The 21,607-nt window shown below is 63.1% G+C and carries 16 protein-coding genes, 2 tRNA genes, 3 pseudogenes and 3 other annotated features; of the genes and pseudogenes, 6 read left to right on the top strand and 15 right to left on the bottom strand.

Features of this window, described 5'->3' with window-relative positions; all coding sequences use genetic code 11:
* Positions 1-4 precede the first annotated feature (4 nt).
* The 3 genes from A2G06_15570 to A2G06_15560 form a co-directional block, all read right to left on the bottom strand.
* Positions 5-1,114, bottom strand: a complete 1,110-nt coding sequence (locus tag A2G06_15570) for a hypothetical protein (protein ID ANA41417.1) — start codon at positions 1,112-1,114, stop codon at positions 5-7.
* Between the two features lie 94 nt (positions 1,115-1,208).
* Positions 1,209-1,913, bottom strand: a complete 705-nt coding sequence (locus A2G06_15565; protein ANA41416.1) for a cytochrome C biogenesis protein ResB — start codon at positions 1,911-1,913, stop codon at positions 1,209-1,211.
* Positions 1,914-1,931: 18 nt separating this feature from the next.
* Positions 1,932-2,651 (bottom strand): cytochrome C biogenesis protein ResC, encoded by a 720-nt coding sequence (locus tag A2G06_15560; protein ANA41415.1) that lies wholly within the window; start codon positions 2,649-2,651, stop codon positions 1,932-1,934.
* A 128-nt stretch (positions 2,652-2,779) separates the two neighbouring features.
* Between A2G06_15560 and A2G06_15555 the strand changes: the two are divergent.
* The 6 genes and pseudogenes from A2G06_15555 to A2G06_15530 all read left to right on the top strand — a co-directional run bounded on the left by A2G06_15555 (position 2,780) and on the right by A2G06_15530 (position 8,945).
* Positions 2,780-4,023, top strand: a pseudogene (locus A2G06_15555) (MFS transporter).
* Between the two features lie 89 nt (positions 4,024-4,112).
* A complete protein-coding gene (locus A2G06_15550; GenBank protein ANA41414.1) occupies positions 4,113-5,129 on the top strand; it encodes a hypothetical protein in 1,017 nt (338 codons plus the stop codon).
* 137 nt (positions 5,130-5,266) lie between these two features.
* Entirely contained in the window at positions 5,267-6,886 is a 1,620-nt protein-coding gene (locus A2G06_15545) for a thiolase (GenBank protein ANA41413.1), read from the top strand.
* Between the two features lie 92 nt (positions 6,887-6,978).
* Positions 6,979-7,940, top strand: a pseudogene (locus A2G06_15540) (ferrochelatase).
* Positions 7,933-8,118: a hypothetical protein gene (locus A2G06_15535; GenBank protein ID ANA41412.1), complete on the top strand. Its 186-nt coding sequence runs from the start codon at positions 7,933-7,935 to the stop codon at positions 8,116-8,118. The pseudogene A2G06_15540 and the gene A2G06_15535 overlap by 8 nt, the downstream one beginning before the upstream one ends.
* Positions 8,119-8,126: 8 nt before the next feature.
* Positions 8,127-8,945, top strand: coding sequence for an ATPase (locus A2G06_15530; protein ANA41411.1), 819 nt, complete (start codon positions 8,127-8,129; stop codon positions 8,943-8,945).
* Between the two features lie 37 nt (positions 8,946-8,982).
* Here the strand turns inward: A2G06_15530 and A2G06_15525 are convergent, their stop codons facing one another.
* From A2G06_15525 to A2G06_15470, 12 genes and pseudogenes are all read right to left on the bottom strand, one after another.
* Complete coding sequence (locus A2G06_15525) at positions 8,983-9,828, bottom strand: cobalt ABC transporter ATP-binding protein (protein ID ANA41410.1); 846 nt, start codon at positions 9,826-9,828, stop codon at positions 8,983-8,985.
* On the bottom strand, positions 9,825-10,565 hold the full coding sequence (locus A2G06_15520; protein ID ANA41714.1) for a cobalt ECF transporter T component CbiQ: 741 nt from the start codon (positions 10,563-10,565) through the stop codon (positions 9,825-9,827). Before A2G06_15520 ends, A2G06_15525 begins: the two co-directional genes overlap by 4 nt.
* On the bottom strand, positions 10,565-10,894 hold the full coding sequence (locus A2G06_15515; protein ANA41409.1) for a cobalt ABC transporter substrate-binding protein CbiN: 330 nt from the start codon (positions 10,892-10,894) through the stop codon (positions 10,565-10,567). Before A2G06_15515 ends, A2G06_15520 begins: the two co-directional genes overlap by 1 nt.
* Positions 10,891-11,562 (bottom strand): cobalamin biosynthesis protein CbiM, encoded by a 672-nt coding sequence (locus tag A2G06_15510; GenBank protein ANA41408.1) that lies wholly within the window; start codon positions 11,560-11,562, stop codon positions 10,891-10,893. The genes A2G06_15515 and A2G06_15510 overlap by 4 nt, the downstream gene beginning before the upstream one ends.
* 53 nt (positions 11,563-11,615) lie before the next feature.
* Positions 11,616-13,019, bottom strand: a complete 1,404-nt coding sequence (locus A2G06_15505) for a hypothetical protein (protein ANA41713.1) — start codon at positions 13,017-13,019, stop codon at positions 11,616-11,618.
* A gap of 15 nt (positions 13,020-13,034) precedes the next feature.
* Positions 13,035-13,212: a binding site (cobalamin riboswitch), on the bottom strand.
* Positions 13,213-13,381: 169 nt separating this feature from the next.
* Positions 13,382-13,574 (bottom strand) — a binding site (cobalamin riboswitch).
* A 203-nt stretch (positions 13,575-13,777) separates the two neighbouring features.
* Complete coding sequence (locus tag A2G06_15500; GenBank protein ANA41407.1) at positions 13,778-14,761, bottom strand: ADP-L-glycero-D-mannoheptose-6-epimerase; 984 nt, start codon at positions 14,759-14,761, stop codon at positions 13,778-13,780.
* Positions 14,762-14,958: 197 nt separating this feature from the next.
* Positions 14,959-15,552 (bottom strand): anaerobic ribonucleoside-triphosphate reductase activating protein, encoded by a 594-nt coding sequence (locus A2G06_15495; protein ID ANA41406.1) that lies wholly within the window; start codon positions 15,550-15,552, stop codon positions 14,959-14,961.
* A gap of 301 nt (positions 15,553-15,853) precedes the next feature.
* Positions 15,854-17,881 carry an anaerobic ribonucleoside triphosphate reductase gene (locus A2G06_15490; protein ID ANA41405.1) on the bottom strand — a complete coding sequence of 676 codons (2,028 nt, stop codon included), beginning with the start codon at positions 17,879-17,881 and terminating at the stop codon, positions 15,854-15,856.
* A gap of 175 nt (positions 17,882-18,056) precedes the next feature.
* Positions 18,057-18,251 (bottom strand) — a binding site (cobalamin riboswitch).
* A gap of 360 nt (positions 18,252-18,611) precedes the next feature.
* Positions 18,612-18,689, bottom strand: a tRNA-Glu gene (locus A2G06_15485).
* A 50-nt stretch (positions 18,690-18,739) separates the two neighbouring features.
* Positions 18,740-18,815, bottom strand: a tRNA-Lys gene (locus A2G06_15480).
* A gap of 51 nt (positions 18,816-18,866) precedes the next feature.
* Positions 18,867-20,167: pseudogene (locus A2G06_15475) on the bottom strand (adenylosuccinate synthase).
* Positions 20,168-21,484, bottom strand: a complete 1,317-nt coding sequence (locus tag A2G06_15470) for an ATP phosphoribosyltransferase regulatory subunit (protein ANA41404.1) — start codon at positions 21,482-21,484, stop codon at positions 20,168-20,170. It abuts the pseudogene before it with no gap.
* Between the last annotated feature and the right edge of the window lie 123 nt (positions 21,485-21,607).

The raw sequence follows: 21,607 nt of genomic DNA, 5'->3' as shown, positions 1-21,607 counted from the left end.
AACGCTAGCGGCACTGGACCGGGTCGAATTCCGCGTCATAGACCCCGGCGCACTTCATGATGCCGCTGTTGGCGATCCTCCCACCCGCCAGCCGGGTGTTTGCGACGCGGGTGGTGGTGGAGGTGTCGTTGAAGATGGAAAAGAGGGTGGCGGTGATGACCGACCCCTCCACGGTGGCGCTGCCGGAGGACGTGGTGTACACGCCGTTGCCGGCAGAGATGGCGGCGTTCCTGATCACGGGGGAGGAGTGGATGTTGAAGATCCCGAAGCCCGCGTCGCCCCCGTGGGCCGTTACGGTTACCGAGTCGAGGAACGGCTCTGCCATCAGGTTGTAGATGCCGAAGGTCCCCTTCCCCCCCTGCACGGTGACGCTCACGTTTCTGATCCGGGGTGCGCTGCTGCCGTTGAAGATGCCCACGATATTCCCCTCGGTACCGGTCGCATCGATGGATAGGCCGCGCAGTTCGGCCCGGGAGGCGCCGGCCACCACGCCGGCGTCGGCGGCGCTTCCCCTGAGCCGGGTGGCGAACTCGCCGGAACCCTCCACGTCCACATACTCTTTCATGACCATGGTGGCGATCCCCAGGTCGTAGACCCCCGGCATGATCTTCACCAGGTAGGGCTTCTCGGCGGACGCATCGGTAATGGCATTGAGCGCGTCGATGGGGCTGACGTAGTCGCCGCCCGTGGGGGCCACCACGACCAGGGTGGCCGGTTTTTTCGGCAGGAACTCGTGGGTGTGGTCGCCGGCGGCAACGGTGCCCGGCCCGGTTCCCACCGGAAGCCGCGCGGCATCGATGGTCCCCTGGACGATGTCCGTTGCGTCATGGCCGTGCGGCCCGATTTTCCAGCCGGCGATGGGGCCGCGTATCTTGCCGTCGGTCACGGCGCCGTCGGCGATTTTCGGAGTGGTGACGGCGCCGAAGCCGAGCTTGGCGTCGGTGACGGCGCCGTCCACGATCTTGCTGTTGGTGATGGAGTTTGGAGCGATTGCGCTATAGGTGACCGAACCCTCGGCAAGACCGCCTGCCGCAGGGCCGCCGTCTGCGTGGGCGGCTGATGAGGCCGCCAGGATCGCAAGCGCGACGACGGTTCGAGTCAATGGTCTGGGCATGGACGACTCCTCGGGTGCAGCCGATGCATTTTATCCGCAAAAATGAGAGGTTTCATACTAACACATCGGCGCGGCGATGCAAGAGGAAGTCTCGTCAGCGGCGTTCCCGTCGGAGCGCAAGGAGCATGCCGTTACCGGCCGTGAAGAGGAGGGCGCCGGCCAGGGCCCAGCCGGCCCCCGGTTCCCGGTGGATTTCCATGACGGCCACGGGGAAGGGGTACTCCTCCGCGTGCTTGAGATAGACGCCGAACCCGCCGTGAAAGAACGGATGGTTGGGGCTCACCGTTCCTTCCTCCACTCGGCTGCCGGTCACGGCGCGCACCTGGGCGCGATAGTCGGTCGGCATCCCCATGGGGCCCGTGGCCACCGAAATGGGCCCCACATGGAGGGTACTCCCGTCCGGGAACCCGATGGAGGAGCCCTGGTAGACCTGCATGGCCTCCTTGGCTCCCCCCGTGGCGCTCAGCAGGTGAGCCAGGACGATGAGCAGGAAGCCCAGGTGCATGAGTTGCGGGGCCACCAGCGCCGGCAGGGTGCTTTTGCCGAGCCTCAGCCGGATTGCCTCTATGCTGCAGAGGATGGTGTTGATGGTGAGAAGCGTCAGGAGCGCCAGGGTCCCCCAGAGCCACCAGGAGGCGGCGAGGGGGGCACGGGTGAGCCAGACGGAGAGGGGCATGGCGTTCAGGGCCGCTGCCTCTTCGCCGCCGAAGGAGCCGACGGCCAGAAGCACCATGACTCCCCCCATGAGCCAGAGGCCCAGGGAGAGGGAAGCGAGGGATTGATAGGTTCTGGTCAGCATGGCGTGGCGCGATCCCCTTTAAAAGCTGTGCGAACTTTTCATGAGCATGCTCACCCCCAGGTAGGTGAAGAGCATCACCCCGAAGCCGAGGATGCCGGTCCAGGCCAGGAACCGGTCTCCGCCGGCTCCTCTCAGGCGCAGATGGAGCCAGAAGGTATAGAAGATCCAGAGGATGGAGGTCCAGAGCTCCTTGGGCGTCCAGAGCCAGTAGGTCCCCCAGGCATAGTATCCCCAGATGCCGCCGGCAACCATGGAGCCGGAAAAGAAGGAGTATCCCACGAGGGCCGCCCGGTACTGGAGATCCAGGAGCCGCCGCTCTCCGCCGGCCAGGAAGAGGACGCCCATGATGGCCCCGATGGTGAAGAGCGCATAGGCGAAGAAGGCCAGCGCCACGTGCAGCTCGAACCAGAGGGTGTTGAGTATCGGCGGCAGCGGCATGGCGAGGGCGGGAAATGCCAGGGAGAACAGCGCGAAAACCGCTGCGGTTCCCCCCGTTGCCCAGGGGAAGGCGGAAGAGTTCCGCAGCGAGGGCGAAAAGAGGAACGGGAGCGCCATGAGCCCGATGGAGGCGGAAAAGAAGGCAATGGTGTCGTGGGGGCCCACCAGGGGCAACCGGCCCAGGGAGATGCCGCGGATGGCCAGATAGGCGAGCCCCGCGCCGAGACCCAGTGCAAAGAGTGGGCGTCGGAACGAACCGAAGAGATAGAGTGCCGCCGAGGCAACAAGGAGCCATTTCATGGCCAACGGCTATAGCACATCCCTCGGGAGAAGGGAAGGGGCGCCGTGGATAAGGGCTTGTGTCGCGGCTCCATCCGGGATAGTCTCGCGGGAGGGAACGCACTGATGCTCTTCAGGATGCGCATGCCATGACGAAACGTTGGCGGATATTTGCCGTATTTGCGGTCATGTACCTGGTCGCCTATTTCTACCGGGTATCCATGGCGGTCATTGCCCGCGACCTGGCAGCCGATCTCGCCCTGGACGCCTCCCGGATCGGGATGCTCTCGGGGGCGCTCTTCTACGCCTTCGCCCTGGCCCAGATACCGCTCGGACCGCTGCTGGACCGTTTCGGCGGCCGCATCGTGGTGAGCCTTGCCGGGCTCGTTACGGTGGCGGGCTCCTTTACCTTTGCCCTGGCCCCGGGCTACGGCGCCCTGCTCGGGGGGCGCATCCTCATCGGCATGGGCACCGCCTGCGTCCTGATGGGTGCGCTCAAGGTGTTCACCACCTGGTTCTCCTCCCGGGAGTATGCCACCATCTCGGGCCTGATCATTGCCGTGGGGAACGTGGGGAATCTCTGCGCCACGGCCCCCCTGGCCCTGGCGGTCTCCCTGGGGGGGTGGCGCCCCCCCTTCCTGGTGGTGGGCGCCCTTCAACTGGGGCTTACCCTGCTCCTCTTCCGGGTCGTGCGGGATCGGCCGGCAGCCGGCGAGGGGGTGGAGGAAGAGCCGCTTCTGGCCGCGACCCACCGGCCGGTGGGGGCACTGGCGGGGTGGGGCCTCGTGTTCTCTCGTCCCTCTTTCTGGCTCCTGGCCCTCCTTTCGTTTTTCTGGTACGCCGGCTACATGGCTCTCCAGGGACTCTGGGGCGGGCCGTGGCTCATGGAGGTGATGGGCCTCTCGCGCGGGGGCGCCGGCAACCTGCTCTTGCTTACCTCGGTCGGGTTCATGACCGGCTGCCTCTTCATCGGCCAGGTGACCGACCGGCTGCTCAAGTCCCGCAAATGGACCTCGTGGCGGGGCAGAGCCTTCTGCTGCTTCTGCTTCTGGTTCTGACCCTCGGCCCGGCGGAGCAGGTGCCCCGCGGGCTTCTCGCCGTCTTCTTCTTTGCAGCGGGGCTGGCGGTATCATCGGGCGTGGCCATCTACCCCATGATCCGGGAGATGTTTCCCAGCACCCTGTCGGCAACGGCCACCACGGCTCTCAATTTCTTCGTCCTGACCGGCGCGGCCGTAGTACAGCAAGTGATGGGGCTCATCATCGGGCGTTTCCCGCGCGGGCCGGCGGGCTATCCGGCCGAGGCCTACCATGCAGCCTTCCTGGTGCCGGTGACGGGGCTGGCCGTGGCCGTAACCCTGTTCCTCTTCGCCCGCGACACCTCGCCCCGGTGAAAGGGGTGGTCATAGCCGGGAGCATCTGCTATAAATCGAACGGACGATACCGACCGGACCGTGATATGAATGCATCAGGGAGGAGATCGATGAGCCGGATCAGACAGTGGTTTTTCGTGGCGCTGGTGGCACTGGTGGCTGCCGGGTGTGCCCACAATCCCTTCAATATTCCCCGTGAGGACTACGAGCAGCGGGTCAAGGTTCTCGGCGTGGCGCCCATCTTCATGGACGCCGATTCGGATATCCGTCATCCGGAGCGGGATACGCTGGTGACGCTGGTGCGGGAATACAACCGGGTGAACGAGAAGGAACTCGTCAACATGCTCCGGGAGTCCGGCGCCTACTTCATGGTGCGCCCCATCGAGGCCGCCGCTCCTGACGAGCTGTTCCGCTCGCTTCTTTTCCGGTCCGAGCGCCGGGACGACGCCGGGGTGGTCTATAACAAACACTTCTATAAGCCCGAGGAAATCAGGACCCTGGTGACCCAGAACAGTGTCGATGCGGTGCTCCTGGTGGTGGTGAGCGGTCTCACCATGCGGGACCGCACCTTTGCCAGCAACCTGGTGAAGTATCTGGACACCGATTACAACGTTCTCACCATGACCGCCCAGGTGCTGGACGCCAACGGCACGGCTCTCTGGGAGTATCCCAATTTCCGGGTCGGCAGCCCGTCCACTCCGGTGCTGGCGGAACTTCAATATCCCGACTTCGACCAGGCAGCGGCCAACATGGATGAGCGGGTCGAGGTCAAGTTCAAGACCATTCCGGGCATTACCCGCTACCTGGGGAAGAAGGAAAAGGACCTTCTCTTCCGCGAGCGCAAGGCCACGGCCCCCTACTACCACCTCTTCGACGACATGGTGGGGCTGCTCAAGCCGCCCATGGACCTGTTCAACAGGAAGGACAAGAAGGATGCCTCGCCCGCGGCTGCTGCCCCGCCGCCCGTACAGACGGTCCGGCCGGTTGAGCGGCCCGTATCGCAGCCCGTTGCCGCGCCGGTTCAGGCAGCCTCCCCTCAATCCGCACCGGCCCCGGAGCCGGTGGTGGCGGTCCCGGAGCCCGCACCGATCCGGGAAGTGCCCCTGGATGGAAGCGGCGCGCGCTAGCGCTCCGTCCGGATACTCCGCAAAAGGCCCGCGCCGTCACTGGCGCGGGCCTTTTGCATTTCGGTTGCCCCGGCAGGAACATCGTTTACAATAAGGGCACGATCACACCATTCCCCGGCGGGAGAAACGGAGTTCCCATGCGACATATCCCCTTCAGCCCGAGGCCGGTCTACGTGGCCGCATCCTGGATGGCGCCGGTGGGGCGCTACGATGGCAGACACCGCGACCGGCTTTCGTTCCTGGAGCTGGCAGAGCTGGCCGGGGCGGTTTTCGAAGGATGCCCCGTGCGGCCGCGCGACATCGAGGCCGTGGTGGTCGGCTCCCAGAGCCCGGTCGCCTTTTCCGGGGTCGACAATACCGCGGCCAAGATCGCAGGAGTGGTGGGCGTCTCCGGCGCCAAGTCGGTGCTGATCGACACCGCATCCTCGTCGGGAGCCTCGGCCTTCGAGAACGCCTGCCTCCAGATCGCCTCGGGCCGCTGCGACCACGTGCTCGCCATCGGCATCCAGAAGATGAGCGATGCCCCCACCGCCGAGGCGACCCGCATCGTGGCCGGAGTCATCGACCGGGACGAGGCCGAGTTCGGTCTGACCATGCCCGCCTGCGGAGCCCTGGTGGCCCGCGCCCTGATGGAGCGGTACGGGCTTTCGTTCGAGGAATGGACCGCCTTTTCAGCCCTGCTGACTCAGCGGGCCCACCGCTATGCGGCCCTGAATCCCGACGCCCACCTGAACGCGGAGATCCCCCTGGAGGAGTACTACCGCCAGATCGTCACCGGCAAGAACTATCCCTACTGGTGGCCCCTGCGCTACCACGACTTCTGCCCCATGTCCGACGGGGTGGCCGCCGTGGTCCTCACCAGCGATCCTCAGGACGTGATGGTGTCCGGGGTGGGAAGCGCCACCGACATCCCCACCATTGCCGACCGCAACTACTTCCACTCCTTCCCCGCCACCGTCTCCGCCGCGGCCGAGGCGTACGGCATGGCCGGGATCAGGGACATCCGGCAGTTTGCCGGCAAGATCCACGTGAACATGCATGACCCCTTCAACGGCTTCGGCCCCATCAACCTGGTGGACCTGGGCTTCGTTCCCCGGGGGCGCCTCCTGGATGCCCTGCTGGATGACGGCTATACCGGCGAGAACGGCCTGTTCCCCACCAACCTCACCGGTGGACTCAAGGGGCGGGGGCACCCCCTCGGCGCCACCGGCATGATCCAGGTGGTGGAGAATCACCGCATGATCAGGGAGGGGCGTTTTAGGGCCGGTCTTTCCCACTCCATCGGCGGCCCCATCAACAACAACATCGTCATTCTGCTGGAACGGAGCGACCACTACGGGCAGCGGCCCCACGAACCGTTCAAGCCCTGGGGGCTCCCCTCCCTGGGGCACCTCAAGCCCCGGCAGGTGACGGTCGAAAGCCTCCTGGCCGCCACCGGGTCGGCCGAGGGGACTTTCGTCAGCGGCACCGTGCGCTTCCACTTCAAGACGGGCGAGCCCGAACTGATCATCCTGATCGTTGCCTGCCGTGCGGCCGATGGGCGCCAGTATCGCTTTCTGTTCGGCATTGGCGGCGAAAATCACGAGAGCTTCATCGCCCTGGCGCCGGGAGACCGGGTCAGGCTGGAGCGGAGCGAGGGGCATATCCTCGTCAACCGGATGCCGGTCAGGAAGTTCTACCAGCGGACCATGGACGGCTTGGTGGATCTGGCCTCCAGCGGGTGGAAGGTCCTCACGGGGAAGGGACTGGGGGGGTAGGCGCTCCGTTTCCGCCTTGACCGCGGTCGTTCATTAGGGTATCAGGGAGGACAGATGCGGATGTCACGAAATCGTCCGTGCCAGAGGTGACCATGTCCGACAAAGCCGCTGTCCTGCTCCTCCAGATGGGAGGCCCCGACTCCCTCGACGCCGTGGAGCCGTTCCTGCTGAATCTTTTCTCCGACCGGGACATCATCCGGATCGGTCCCGCCTTTCTCCAGCCGTTCATTGCCCGGCTCATCGCCAAGCGGCGCTCGCCGGGCGTGGAACGCAAGTATGAGGAGATCGGCGGCAAATCACCCATCCGAGAGCTGACCGAGAGCCAAGCCCGGGCACTGGAAGAGGTGCTGGGGGACGGGTATCGCTGCTTCGTGGCCATGCGCTACTGGAAGCCCTCAACCATGGAGGCGCTGGCGGCCATCAGGCGGGAGGGGATTTCGCGGGTGATCGCGCTTTCCCTCTACCCCCACTACTCCCGCGCCACCACCGGGTCGAGCGTGAACGAGCTGAAGCGGGTGCTGTCTCAATCGGGCGTGCAGTTCCAGATGACGTACGTGGACCGGTTCTTCGACCACCCCCTCTACATCGACGCCCTGGCTGAGAAAGTCCAGGAGGGGCTTGACGACTTCCACCCCCTGGCCGAGGTGCAGATCCTGTTCTCGGCCCACTCGCTCCCCCAATCCTTCATCGACGAGGGCGACCCCTACCTGGACCACATCCGGGAGACGGTACGTCTCGTCATGGAGCGGTTCGAGGGGGTCACCCACCACCTGGCCTTCCAGTCCCGGGCGGGGCCGGTCAAGTGGCTGGAGCCTCAACCGACGAGATGCTTGAGCACCTGGCGGCCCATCAGGTGAAAAACCTGCTCATCGTTCCGCTTTCCTTTGTCTCGGACCATATCGAAACCCTTCACGAGATCGACATCGAGTATGCCCAGGAGGCGCACAAGCTGGGCTATTCCCGGTTCCGGCGGAGCCCTTCCCTCAACGCGTCGCCCACGTTTATCTCCTGTCTGGCGGATCTGGTGCGAAAGGCGACGGAAGACCATGGATGAAGCAATGAAAACCTGCACGGTTTGCGGTGAGTCATTCGCTCCGGGCGCACAGCAGTCTCCGTACGAGGAGGCTGGCGAATGGCTTGCGGCCGAACTCTGGAACGATGCCGGCTCCCTCTGCTCCCTCTGCCTGGAGAACCGGGCCAAACTTGCCATGATGTACGTTATTGACAGGTGAACACACCCATGGAACAGACAACGATCGACGGCATATCCCTTTCGCTCGCCGGCCCCGTGGAATTGACGCTGCGCTGGGTCGGTCAGGATGAACTCCTGAAACAACTGCTCGCCGCCTGGATGGTGATCGACGAGAAGGACATCCCCTTCAATCCGCGCCTGATCGGCAAGCCGGGGGTGGGAAAAACCACGCTGGCCTATGCGGCCGCCCGGCGCCTGGGCCGGCCGGTGTACCTCTTTCAGGCAACCATGGACACCCGGCCCGAAGACCTGATCATCACGCCGGTCATCGGCCCCGACGGGAAGATCCAGTATGCCGCGTCCTCCCTGGTGTCGGCCATGCTCAAGGGCGGGGTTCTCATCCTCGACGAGGGAAACCGCATGAGCGAGAAGGCATGGGCGTCGCTGGCCCCGCTGCTCGACGACCGGCGCTACGTGGAGTCGATCGTCACCGGCCTGCGGGTGCCGGCCCACCGGGATTTCCGGATCGTGGTGACCATGAACGAGGATTCCTCGACCTTCGAAGTTCCCGAATACATCCATTCGCGCCTCCAGCCCCAGATATTCATCGACTTCCCCGAGGCCGACGAGGAACTCCTGATCCTCAAGGAAAACCTTCCCTTCGCTCCGAGCCGCATCCTTGCGTATGTCGTCGATTTTCTCCAGCGCGCCCACGCGGCAGACGAACTCTACTCGGTCAGGGACGGCATCAATATCGCCCGCTATGCCCTCAAGATGGTGGCCGCAACCGAGCGGGACCCGGTGGAACTGCTCCCCCTCGCCGTGGAACGTGTCCTTGGGGATGAGGCGTTGCGCTACCTGAAATAACACCGGTGCGGCAAGAATGGGTGCGACCCCGTGGAGATCATTCCTCCAGCATCCGCGCCAGTTCGGCACAGGAGCGGGGCGCCGGCCCTCCGGACGGCAGCACGTTTCGCTTGATCAGCAGGGGATGGAGCAGGGCCACCTGGGGGACGCCCAGGCCGTGCTGCTCCAGCAGTCCCGTCTGCTGCGGGAAGTGGTCCACGTCAAACCGGGTCATCAACCGGCCGTTGTCCAGCAGGCAGGCCTCGTCGGCCCAGGCACAGGCCAGGTCCAGGTCGTGAGTGGCCATGACAATGGTCATCCCCCCGGCGTGCAGCCGGGCCAGCACCTCCAGCAACTCGCCCTGCATCCGCAGATCCAGCCCGGCGGTCGGCTCGTCCAAGAGCATCACTTGGGGTTCCATGGCCAGGACCCCGGCGATGCAGACCCGTTTCTTCTGACCGTAGCTCAGGTTGTGCACCGGCTTGTCAGCGCAGCCGGTCATGCCCACCGCTTCCAGTGCCCGCTCCACCCGCTTCCGGACTTCGTGCCTCGCCAGCCCCAGGTTCATGGGGCCGAATGAGACATCTTCCCGCACGCTGGCGGAAAAGAGCTGGCTGTCCGGGTTCTGGAATACCAGCCCCACCCGGGAGCGCAGCTCCCGCAGCCCCGTGCGGTCGTAGTCCAGAGGCGAGCCGTCGAACAGCACCTGGCCGCGGCAGGGGCGCAGGATGCCGTTGCAGTGCAGAAACAGGGTGGTCTTGCCGGCGCCGTTGGGGCCCAGCAGCACGGTGCGGCTGCCGCGCCGGAACGGCAGGGAGCAGTCGTCCAGTCCCGGACTGGCGTCCGGATAGCGGAAGCTGACATTCCTCAGTTCCAGAATCGGTTCCGGTGTAGGCTGTCTCATATGGTCACCACCGCCAGCACGATTAGCCCGCCGCCCCCCAGGGCCGCGGTGGCCAGGCTGGCGCGGCTGTGGGGATACTCCGGCTCCAGAAAACGCAAGGGGCCATCGCTGGTGCGGGCCAGGGCCCCGTGGTGCAGGGCAAGGGAGCGCTGCCAGACCTGCACCGTCAGGTTGGCCGCCAGGATGCCCAGGGAGCGGAGGGTCCGCCGCGGCCCGGCGTGCCCCAGGCGGGCCGCCTGGGCCGTGTGCATGTCGTGCATTGCCTCGGACAGGACGAACAGCATCCGGTAGCAGAGGGTCATCAGGTCCAGCAGTACCTCCGGGGTTTTCAGACGACGCAGCAGGGCGATGATGTCGTTCATCGGCGTGGTCAGGGCCAGGAAGAGCAGGGCAGCCAGCCCTCCCAGGGAGCGGGTGCAGACCAGGGCCGCGTGGGGCAGCTCCGCCGGGACCAGGGACAGGACAATCCCGGACGGACCGCCCGGGCGCAGGGACACGAGCAGGGTCAGGGCGCTGGTCGCGAGGAAGAGCAGGGCCGGGGCAGCCACCCGCAGGTAGCTCTTCAGCGGCATGCCGGTCCCGACCAGGGTGGTCGCAACCAGCGCCACTGCCGGCACAGCGGCGGCAGGGCCCGTTGCCATGAACACTGCCGTCAGCCCGCACAGGGAGAAGAGCCCCTTGGCGGCGGGGTCGACCCGCCGCCAGCGATTGGTGTAGGCATATCGCTCCAGGAGCATCATGCCCGTTTATCCTGTTCCTGCCGCAGTCGGGTACGGGTGGCGGCGCTGCCGTACCAGTAACCGATAAAGCCCGCCCCCAGAGCCGCCTGGAGGACGAAGAGCAGCGATTCTATCTCGCCGCTTGGCGGTTCCAGCAGCGGTTCAGCCCACGGCTGGTAATCAGGAACAATTTTTCCAATCATATCCTCTGCCTGGCCATCGGCTCCGGTAAAGATTTCCACGGTCTTGCCATCGGGTCCCGGTTTCGGTGCCCTCACCAACAACAGCGGCAGAACAACCAGGATAACCACCAGGGCCAGCAGGATGAGATTCTGAAACCGTTTCATGCCCGCACCTCCTCGACCACCTTCAGGGCCTGCAACTCCCGGGGGGTGAAGCGGGCCAGGGCATTGGAGACGATCACCGTCAGCAGCCCCTCGCTGATGGCCAGGGGGATCTGGGTCACGGCGAAGATGCCGGCGAACTTGACGAAGGAGGCGGCGAATCCGCCTGCCGGGTCGGGAAAGGCCAGGGCCAGTTGCACCGAGGTGGTGACATAGGTCAGGATGTCCCCCAGGGCGGCTGCCAGGAAAATGCCCACGCCAAAGGGGAGGCGTGCCGCCCGGGCGAGGCGGTAGACGGCAAAGGCGGTAAAGGGGCCCACAATGGCCATGGAGAAGATGTTGGCCCCCAGGGTGGTGAGGCCGCCGTGGGCCAGCAGCAGGGCCTGGAACAGCAGCACCACGCCGCCGATGGGGGCCATGGCCGCTGGCCCGAACAGCACGGCTCCCAGGCCGGTGCCGGTGGGGTGGGAGCAACTGCCGGTGACCGAGGGCATCTTGAGGGCCGACAGCACAAAGGTGAAGGCCGTGGCCACCCCCAGCAGCATGCGTTGCTCCGGGTTCTCCTTGATCCGTTTGTTGACGGTGCGCAGCCCGTAGGCCACGAAGGGGGCCGAGGCAATGCTCCAGCCAACGGCGTGTTTGACCGGCAGAAATCCTTCCATGATGTGCATGACGTGTCTCCTTGTAAGTGGTGTGTTCGCTGGTGGTGCCCGATCCTCGTCGTCTAGAAACTGATCAGCGAGCGCAGACCCAGGGCCACCACGTCATCCCTGCTGCTGTCCCCCAGGGGATCGATCAGGTACTGAACCACAGGCGCGATGCCGATCTGCTCGTTCACCTGGACCTTGTAGTAGAGCTCCGCCAGCTTCTCCCGGGTGTCCGCGCCCACGGCCTTCACCTGCCCGTAGGCAACGCCGAGGACGTCGTCCTTGCGCTCGGGCAGCAGCCCGGCGTACTGACCGCCGGCGCTCCAGGCCGTCGTCGTGGCGTAGACGTCCCCGTCACGCCGGCCGTAGCGCACGAACAGGGTCAGTTTGTCGGTCACCTGCTGGTCGGCGCTGATCCCGAACCCGAAGGCGTTTTTCTCCTGCAGCTTCACCTCCCCATCGGCACGCGCCCCGTCCAGGCTGCCATAGACGCGGTAGGTCCCTTCCAGTTCGCCGACCTTGATGGTGTAGTCCAGCTCGGCTATGCCGTAGCCGTGTGAGAACATATCCTCCGTGTCGGTGTCGCCGCTGCCGTAGCCGAGCCCGAAGGTGAGCGATTCGCCCAGTTTTGCCTGGAGCCTGGCTCCCGGTCCGTTGCCGGGCGCACCCAGGACCGCCGAGTTCACGAAGGCCCCGGCCAGGAACTGGCTGTTCTCGTCGTTTGCCACGCCGTTGGCGTCAAAGTAGTTGGTCAGGTCGATCTTGCCTGCGGTGAGGATCAGGCGGTCATCAAAGGCGGCATGCTCCACCCATGCCTCCCGGAAGCGGACCGTATCGCCGGTGCTGCCGGCCACGGCGTTCAGCAGCGAGAAGCTGGGCACCCTGGTGTCGATTCCGTTGCCGCCGGTCGCCTCCACGTCGATCACCGCGATGGTGTTCTCCCCCACCGTGAAGCTGAAGACCAGGTCTCCCCTGCCGACCGCATCCGCGTGGTCGGAGGGCCCGTTGCCGATGGAGCCCTGGAGGACCCCCACGAGTCCCCCGCTGAGGGAGATGTTCCTGGTGATGGCGGTGAGCCTGGTGCCCAGGTCATCCCGGCGCTGCTGGAAGGTGCGGGTGCGGGCCAGGAGCATCTCCCCGCGCAGTTCGTCCTGGAGCTCCGCCAGGAGCAGGAGGTCTTCCTTGGCCACTGCTGCCGAGCCTTCCTTCACCACTTTCTCGGCCAGCTTCTCGGTCAGCAGCTCCAGCACCACCGCCAGGTCCGTGCGGGTGTAGCACACCTGGCCCGCCTCGAATTCCTTGGAGAACAGCCCCTCCACCTGATACGTGGCGGCGAGCCGTAACATCTCCTGGCAGGCCTTGTGCTTGATCTCGACTTGTTCCGGCACGGCAAGGTCGGGGTTAAGGGCAAAAGCGGGCGAAACAAGACCGACTGTCATCACGGCAAGCCGGGCCATCAGTTTTTTCCAGTTACGTTTCATCTTTTCCTCCCTCGGGAAATAGTGTTCGGCCCGGACAGGTCTTCCGGCTTGAGGGCTGCCTACGTGCCCGCCTTCCCATCGAGTATTGCTCCTGACAGTGGCTCTTTTGGGCGTTCGTTCCCTTTACGGCTGCGGGGCAGCGGGAGAATCGCACTCCACTTCCCTTGACCGGGCCCTGGTGCTGAATGGATTACGTGGTTTCGAGTTATGTTGCCTCTTATCCCACCCCCCTTCCGGACAATCCGGCAGACCGGCTTGCCCCGAACCCTGAAATGAAAAAGTCCGTCTGTGCCGAAGCAGCAGACGGACTTTCCGTATTCAAAGCCTGTTCATGGTTCCACTCTCCCTTTACCGTCGGGACTGGCGAGTGCTGAGATCAGGCAGGTCTTCTGGCTCGCGAATCATCCTCCGGGCGTCTTCCCGGTCATGTGACCAGTGACGTGCTGCCCTTTGTCCTCGCTTACAGCGGCGGGTCCGCGGGGGACTCTTTCCTGGCGGAAATACACCCCTCTTCCCTATCAAGCCCTTGCGGGCACCGTGATCCGATATTAGGTTGTCATGGGGTTCGTCACAAAGATCTATGCCGGTAGCACAGATAGTTGTGGCGAACCATCTGATTTAAAGGCGCATGTCCCGCCATCGCGGCTATCCGGGGAGGTGCTCGCTTCTCTCGCTTCAGCCGCTGAACAACATAAGGTCCAATGCCGTCGTCCCCATAAAGGAGCTGCCTCTGCCCAGAAGAGGGGCCGACATGACGGTTACCGCTCGCCGAGGTGCTTGCCAGGCAGCAGATAATTTGTCACATAGTCCTCTACGGATGATTCGAGCTGCGTTATTTTCCGGTCGTAACCGGATTGGCGCAGCCTGTTGATGTCGGCGCAGGTATGGTACTGATAGGTGTCACGGATCTCCTCCGGCATATCGATATATTCGATGCGGGGTGGTCTGTTCAGTGCGTTGAAGATTGCGGCGGCCAGCCGGTTCCAACTGGTGGCTTCGCCGCCGCCGATGTTGAAGATACCGTTGATGTGCGGCTTGTCCAGAAAGTGCAGTGTCATGGCGGCGGCGTCTTTCACGTAGATGAAGTCGCGTTGCTGCTCGCCATCGGCGTAATCGGAGCGATGGGACCTGAAGAGACGCAACGTACCGGTGGCAAGGATCTGTTCATACGCCTTGAGAACCAGTGAGCGCATATCCCCCTTGTGATGCTCGTTAGGACCGAAGACATTGAAGTATTTCAACCCCACCATCTTCTCCAGCAGCCCGTTGGCCCTGGCCCAGAGATCAAAGAGATGTTTGGAGTAGCCGTACATATTGAGTGGCCGCAATGAGCACAGCGCTGTCTCGTCGTCCAGGAAGCCGTGGCTGCCGTCACCGTAGGTGGCGGCGCTGGAGGCATAGATGAAGCGGATGCCGTTCGCCGCCGCATACAGGGCAAGCTGCTTGGAATAGGCAAAATTGTTTTCGATCAGATAGGAGGCGTCCCGCTCCGTGGTGGCGGAACAGGCCCCCAGGTGCAGGATCGCATCGATCCGTTCCCCGCCGAAAGCCCCATCTGCGACAATCTGCCGGAGAAAGACATCCTTCTCCAGGTAATCCCGAAACCGGAGTGCCCGAAGGTTTTTCCATTTATTTCCGGTACCGAGATGATCAACCACCAGGATATCGTCCTGGCCGCGTTGATTCAGTTCATGGACAACGGCGCTGCCTATCATGCCGGCGCCGCCGGTTACGATGAGCATGTAAAGGTGCCTTTCCGTCAGTCGACAGGTGTCCTGCGGAAAAATTCCGCTTGGTGTTACTAATATTGAAATCGTGCCACCGTCTATATCACAGAAGAGCCCGCCGAACAAGGGGGCTATTGGCTAACTTGAAAAGAGGAGCCGATACGCTCTGCGTCCCTGTCCGGATGCTCCAGGCGGATATGCCGCTCAGTAGCTCAGGTCCGGGCATGAACCTGGCACGGCTGCACGATCAATTCTTCTCCCCATTTCTCCCTCACTCGCTGCCGCATCGTTTCGATCCTGCCGCCGTTCAGGAGGAACGGATCGAGGGTGGTGCGGAATTGGTGTGGTACGCCGCTCCGGCACAACAGTTCCGCGCTCTGTCGGGCGGCGTCGCCGCTTCCCGGCATGGCTGTTATCAGGTGATACTCGTCAAAGGATGCCTTGATATCCATGCCGACCCAGTCCAGATATGGCAGGCAGGAGTGGAGACGCTCGGGGAAAGGCCCGGCCGTATGCAGCCCAGTTGAAAAGCCCATGTGCCGTACTTCGGCAAGAGCCGATCTCAGCCCGTGCTGCATGGTCGGCTCGCCGCCGCTGAAGACCACGGCATCCAGCAGGCCGTGCCGCTGTTCGAGGAAACGGAGCACATCTCCCCACGGCACCGTTCCAGGTTGGCCACACGTTAACAGGTGGCGGTTGTGACAGTAGCCGCAACGCCAGGGGCAGCCCTGGCAGAAGAGCACCGCCGCCAGTTTGCCGGGATAGTCGATGGTGGTAAAGGGGGTAAGGCCGCCAATGGCAAGCATGGGTGCTCCTGTTCACGTCTGATCGGATCGGTGCAGCCCGGGCGATGCACGCCGTGGCCGCCAGCCTTCGCCTGGAACGCACGGCCGCAGTTTTATCGGGTTTTGTTGTCGCAGCCGAGAAATCATAGGCTCTACGGCTTGGTCACCTCCGTCTCCCTGAAAAACCGGCGTTCAGCATATTCAGCCTGTTTGCCGGTGTTGAAGGAGGCGACCGGGCGATGATACCCCATCACCCTGGTCCAGACCTCGCACGGTTGACGCTGCTCCTGGGGAATGTCCGTATGCTGTTGCTGGTGGCTGTTCATGCTGAACCTCCTTGGTGGTTGGCTCGTCTGCGGATCAGGTCCTGATCGCAGAGGGGGCAAAACTGGTGTTCGCCGCTGAGGTAACCGTGTCTGGGGCAGATGGAGAAGGTTGGGGTAACAGTGAGATACGGCAGCCTGAACCGCTCCAGCGAACGCCGAACCAGCGTCTTGCAGGCTTCCGCACTGGAAACCCGCTCTGCCAGGTAAAGGTGCAGCACTGTGCCGCCGGTATACTTGCCCTGCAGCTCTTCCTGGCGCTTCAGCGCCTCGAACGGGTCATCGGTGAATCCTGCCGGCAGTTGGGACGAGTTGGTGTAGTAAGGCGCATCAGACGTGCCGGCCTGGATAATGCCGGGAAAGCGCTTTTTGTCCTCCCGGGCAAAGCGGTAGGTGGTCCCTTCCGCAGGGGTGGCCTCCAGGTTGTACATATGGCCGGTCTCTTCCTGGAACTCGACCATCCGCTGCCTCAGGTGATCGAGCAACCGCACCGCCAGCGCGTGTCCCGCTGGCGTGGCGATATCCTCGGAATCTGAGGTGAAATTGCGGATCATCTCATTGATGCCGTTGACCCCGATGGTGGAAAAGTGATTGCGCAGGGTACCCAGGTAGCGCTTGGTGTAGGGGAACAGACCATTATCCATGTGGCGCTGGATTACCTTGCGCTTGATCTCCAGGCTTGTGCAACTGATTTCAAGCAACTGGTCCAGCCGCCTGAAAAGTCCCGTTTCATCTCCCCGATGCTGGTACCCCAGCCGGGCACAGTTGATGGTGGCTACACCGATGGAGCCGGTCTGCTCGGCAGAGCCGAAGAGGCCATTGCCCCGTTTCAGCAGTTCCCGCAGGTCAAGCTGAAGGCGGCAGCACATGGAACGGACCATGCTGGGCGTGAGCTCCGAGTTGATGAAGTTCTGGAAGTAAGGCAGGCCGTAACGGGCGGTCATGGCGAACAAGAACCCGGCATTCTCGCTTTCCCATGGGAAATCGGGGGTAATGTTGTAGGTTGGAATCGGGAAGGTGAAGACCCTGCCCTTTGCATCACCGCTGGTCATCACTTCGATATAGGCCCGGTTGATCAGGTCCGTTTCCGCCTGCAGTTCGCCGTAGGTGAAGGGCATCTCCGCGCCGCCGATTATCGGCACCTGACCCTTCAGGTCCTCCGGGCAGGTCCAGTCGAAGGTGAGATTTGTGAAGGGGGTCTGGGTTCCCCAGCGGGACGGAACGTTCAGGTTGAAGATCAGTTCCTGGATGTGCTGCCTGACCTCTTCGTAGGAGAGCCGGTCCTTGCGGATGAAGGGAGCCATGTAGGTGTCGAAGGAGCTGAAGGCCTGGGCGCCGGCCCATTCGTTTTGCAGGGTGCCGAGAAAGTTGACGATCTGTCCGATGGCGCTGGACATATGTTTTGGAGGAGATGCCTCGACCTTGCCCGGTACGCCGTTGAACCCTTCGGCGAGGAGCATGCGCAGGGACCAACCGGCGCAGTAGCCGGAGAGCATATCCAGGTCGTGGATGTGGATGCTCCCGTCCCGATGGGCCTCGCCGATTTCCGGAGGATAGACGTGATTGAGCCAGTAATTGGCCGTCACCTTGCCGGCAACGTTGAGGATCAATCCGCCAAGGGAATACCCCTGGTTGGCGTTGGCGCTGACCCGCCAGTCGGACTGGTCCAGGTATTCGTTGACCGATGCGGAGACATCCACCACGGTTTTCTTGTCCTGACGGAGCTTGGTGCGCTGCTCCCGGTAGACCGCATAGGCCCGCATGGTGGCGAAGTGGTTGGCCGAGATCAGGGCCTGTTCCACCACGTCCTGGATGTGCTCAACGTGGGGCGGGGTTTCGGGGAAACGGTGCCGCAGCACTTTGATCACCTGTCGGCTGAGGAGCCCGGCCTCGTCCCCGTCGAGTTCACCACTGGCTCGTCCGGCCTTGAGAATGGCGGCTTGGATCCTGGATTCGTCGAAGGAGGCGCGGGTTCCGTCACGCTTGATGACAGCGGTGGGAAGTGAGGAAACTGAGGTATGGTGCATTGTGGGGACTCCCTTGCTCCAGGGGTCCGGTGAGTAGTGAAAGAGGCGAGAAGGGACAAAAAAAGTCCGCACGTGCCGAAGCACCATGCGGACTTTCCGTGTTCAAAGCCCTTCTGTTCCATAGTCCACGCACTCCCGGTTCCCGGGGAGCTGCTGCCGATAACAATCGGCAGGTACTGTGGTTGAAATCGACGGCAGGTCTTCTGGCTTGCGAATCATCCTCCGGGCGCCTTCCCGGCCATTCGGCCAGTGGCATGTCGCCCTTCGTCCTCGCTTACAGCGGCGGGTCCGCGGGGGAATCGCTCGTTCACCGAGCTACACCCCTCTTCCCTATCAAGCCCGTGCGGGCACCGTGATTGGCTATTCAATTGTTATAAGGTTACCAGATGTTGTGTCGGATTAATATCATGGGCCCATATGTGGAGTCAAGGCATAATGTAAGTTGCTGTCATGCGCGCGGGGCAACGAGCTACCGTATCGCCCGCTCAGAATCCTTGCGGCGTCAGGAGCTGTATGATGATCATCTGGTGATAAACAGGTCGGAACTTGCACTAGCCACAGGCTTTTCAACGGATGAAGGGTCATCCTTTCGCACCTTGGACGAGGACGGCATAACTGCCAGGAGAAGGGAGTGCAAGGTGGAGCTGGGAGTGCTGCCGACGCTGGATCGCCATGGACTACAGTTAAGAAAAAAGCCCTTCCGCGCGGAGTGGAAGGGCTTTCATCATGTTGGCGTCCCCTGGGGGATTTGAACCCCCGTCGCCGCCGTGAAAGGGCGGTGTCCTGGGCCGGGCTAGACGAAGGGGACGAAGGGAAAAGAACCCGGTCGAATGTTCGGCCGGGTTCTTTGTGTGTGGTTGGTGAGCCGCGTTGGGATCGAACCAACGACCACCTGATTAAAAGTCAGGTGCTCTACCATCTGAGCTAGCGGCTCGCAAAGAGAAGACAACTTTTATCAGACTCCTTGTTGCCGGTCAAGCATTTTTTATGCTTTATCCAGAAACGGGTTGCTGATGATGATGGTCTGGTCCCGTCGCGGCCCGATGGAGACGAGGACGATGGGGCAGCCAATCAGTTGCTCGAGTCGCTTCACGTAGCTTTTCGCCTTCTCGGGCAGTTCCTCGAAGGTGCGCGCCCCGCTGATGTCGCTCATCCAGCCCGGCAGTTCCTCGTAGACCGGTTCGCACTTTTCGAACACGGCGAGGTTGGCGGGGAGGTCGGTCAGGGGCTTGCCTTCGAAGGTGTAGCCGGTGCAGACTTTGATGGTCTCGAAATCGTTCAGGACGTCGAGCTTTGTCAGTGCCACGCCGGTGAGGCCGTTGACCCGTACCGCGTAGCGGACCACCATGGCGTCGAACCAGCCGCAGCGGCGCGGCCGTCCGGTGGTTGCGCCGAATTCATGGCCGACCTGGCGCAGTTTCTCGCCATCGGCGTCAAGAAGCTCCGTGGGGAACGGGCCGCTGCCGACCCGCGTGACATAGGCCTTGGATATGCCGATGATCTCATGGATGTCCCGGGGGCTCATGCCAGTGCCGGTGCAGGCACCGCCCGCGCAGGTGGATGAGGAGGTAACAAAGGGGTAGGTGCCGTGGTCCACGTCCAGGAGCGTGCCCTGGGCTCCCTCGAAGAGGAGCTTCTTGCCGGCCTTGCTGTCGTTGTAAAGGATGAGGCTCGTGTCGGCCACGTAGTTTCTGAGGATGTCGGCATAGCCGCAGTACTGCTCGTAAATCTCCTCGAAGGTGAAGGCTTGTCGCCCAGGAGTTTTTCGAGAATGACGTTCTTCTCCTCAAGGTTTTCCTTTAGCTTGCGCGCAAACACGTCGCGATCGAGGAGGTCCATGAGCCGGATGCCGCGCCGGCCGATCTTGTCCTCATAGGTGGGGCCGATCCCCCGGCCGGTGGTGCCGATTTTCTTTTCGCCGCTCTTGGCTTCGCGGGCGATGTCGATCCGCTTGTGGTAGGGCATGATGATGTGGATCGATTCGCTGACCAGGAGCGCCCTGTCGTCCTTGAGGCGGCCCTTGTCCTTGAGGCGGGTGATCTCCTGGATGAAGACCTCGGGGTCGAGAACCACGCCGTTGCCGATGATGCACCGTTTACCCTCGTGGAGAATGCCCGAGGGGATCAGGTGGAGAACCACCTTTTCCTCCCCTACGACCAGGGTGTGACCGGCGTTGTTTCCCCCCTGGAAACGGACCACGTCGTCCGCATGCTCGGTATAGATGTCAACGACCTTTCCCTTGCCTTCGTCGCCCCACTGGGCACCAACCACAACCACGTTAGCCATTTAAGACTCCTTGTCAGGTCCGGCGTCCAGCGAAAACCGTTCGCTGAACACCTCTGCCTTCTTTATCCGTTGTCCCTGTCCGTCTGCAACGCGGACGAGGTAGACCTCGTCCGGTCCGCACTGGTCACCGCCGACCACCATCATGCGGAGGATGTTCATGCGGCGCGCGTAGTCGAGCGAATCGTCGAGATTTCTGCGTATGATGTCGCGGGCGGTGGTATATCCCCGGCGCCGCAACTGCTGGGCGATTTCGAGCGCCTCGCGCCGGTCGTCCTGCTGATTGAAGATGAGGATGTCCCGGGTCTTGCTCGCTTCCACGTCGGGCCTCTTCTCAAGGGCCGACAGAAGCGCCAGTACGTTGAAGGTGAAGCCCGTGGCCGGTGCCGGAAAACCGTAGCGCGCCGTGAGCGTGTCGTAGCGGCCGCCGCTGCAGACGGCCTCGCCCATGCCGGTCACGAAGCCTTCGAAGGTGAGGCCGGTATGGTAGTCAAGCCCGCGAACTTCGCCCAGATCAATGGTTAAATGGTCTGAAACTCCATGAATATCGAGTAAGTCCAGAACCTGCGAGATGTTGTCCAGGGCCCGGCGCGAGGTGTCGTTGGTCGCCACGCGCCCGGCTTCGTCCAGCACCTCGCGGCCGCCGAACAGGCGGGGAAGGGCGGCCAGTTCATCCTTTGCCGCATCAGGGAGGGGCGACTCCGCCAGGATCGACTTGACCGCGGACAGGTCCTTCTTGCCGATGGCCTCCTGAAGCCGGCAGCGCACCGCCACTTCGAGCCCCGACGCCGTCATGATTCCCCGAATGAATCCCACGTGTCCCAGGTCGATCTTGAAGTCCTCGAAACCGAGCCCCTTGAGGGCTTCCACTGCCATGGCAACCATTTCGGCATCCGCTTCGGGCGAGTCGAGGCCGATGAGCTCTACGCCCGACTGGAAGATCTCGCGGCTCCGACCCGACTGGAGCTCCGCATGGCGCAGCACCCTCCCGCTGTAGCAAATACGGTGGGGCAGGGGATAACCCCTCAGGCGGGTTGCCACGATGCGGGCGATCTGGGGCGTAATGTCGGAAGGAACGGCAATCAGTTTGCCGCTTTGGCGGTCATCGAAGCGAAATGTCTTCGCCTTCAGGTCGTCGCCGAGGCCGGCTGCAATCACGTCCTCGAACTCCAGGAGCGGCGTGATGATCCGCCGGAACCCCCAGAGCTCGAAGACTTTGCGGATTTTGCCCTCGATGTAGCCGATCTTGTCGGCCTTTTCAGGGAGAAAATCTGTCACCCCCTTGGGAAGGGGGGCTTCTATGGGGGGTATCGGAGTCACGTGTGTTGACCTGTCTGTAGGGGCCCGTGAGGGGTAAGTGGACGAAAAACCCGAAAATCCTAGCAGTTGAGCGGGGGTATGTCAATGATTATATCCCCGCGCCCACAGGCGGAAAAGGGGCCG

The organism is Geobacter anodireducens, assembly GCA_001628815.1.
GTDB lineage: Bacteria > Desulfobacterota > Desulfuromonadia > Geobacterales > Geobacteraceae > Geobacter > Geobacter anodireducens.
This window is presented reverse-complemented; position numbering and strand designations above follow the sequence as displayed.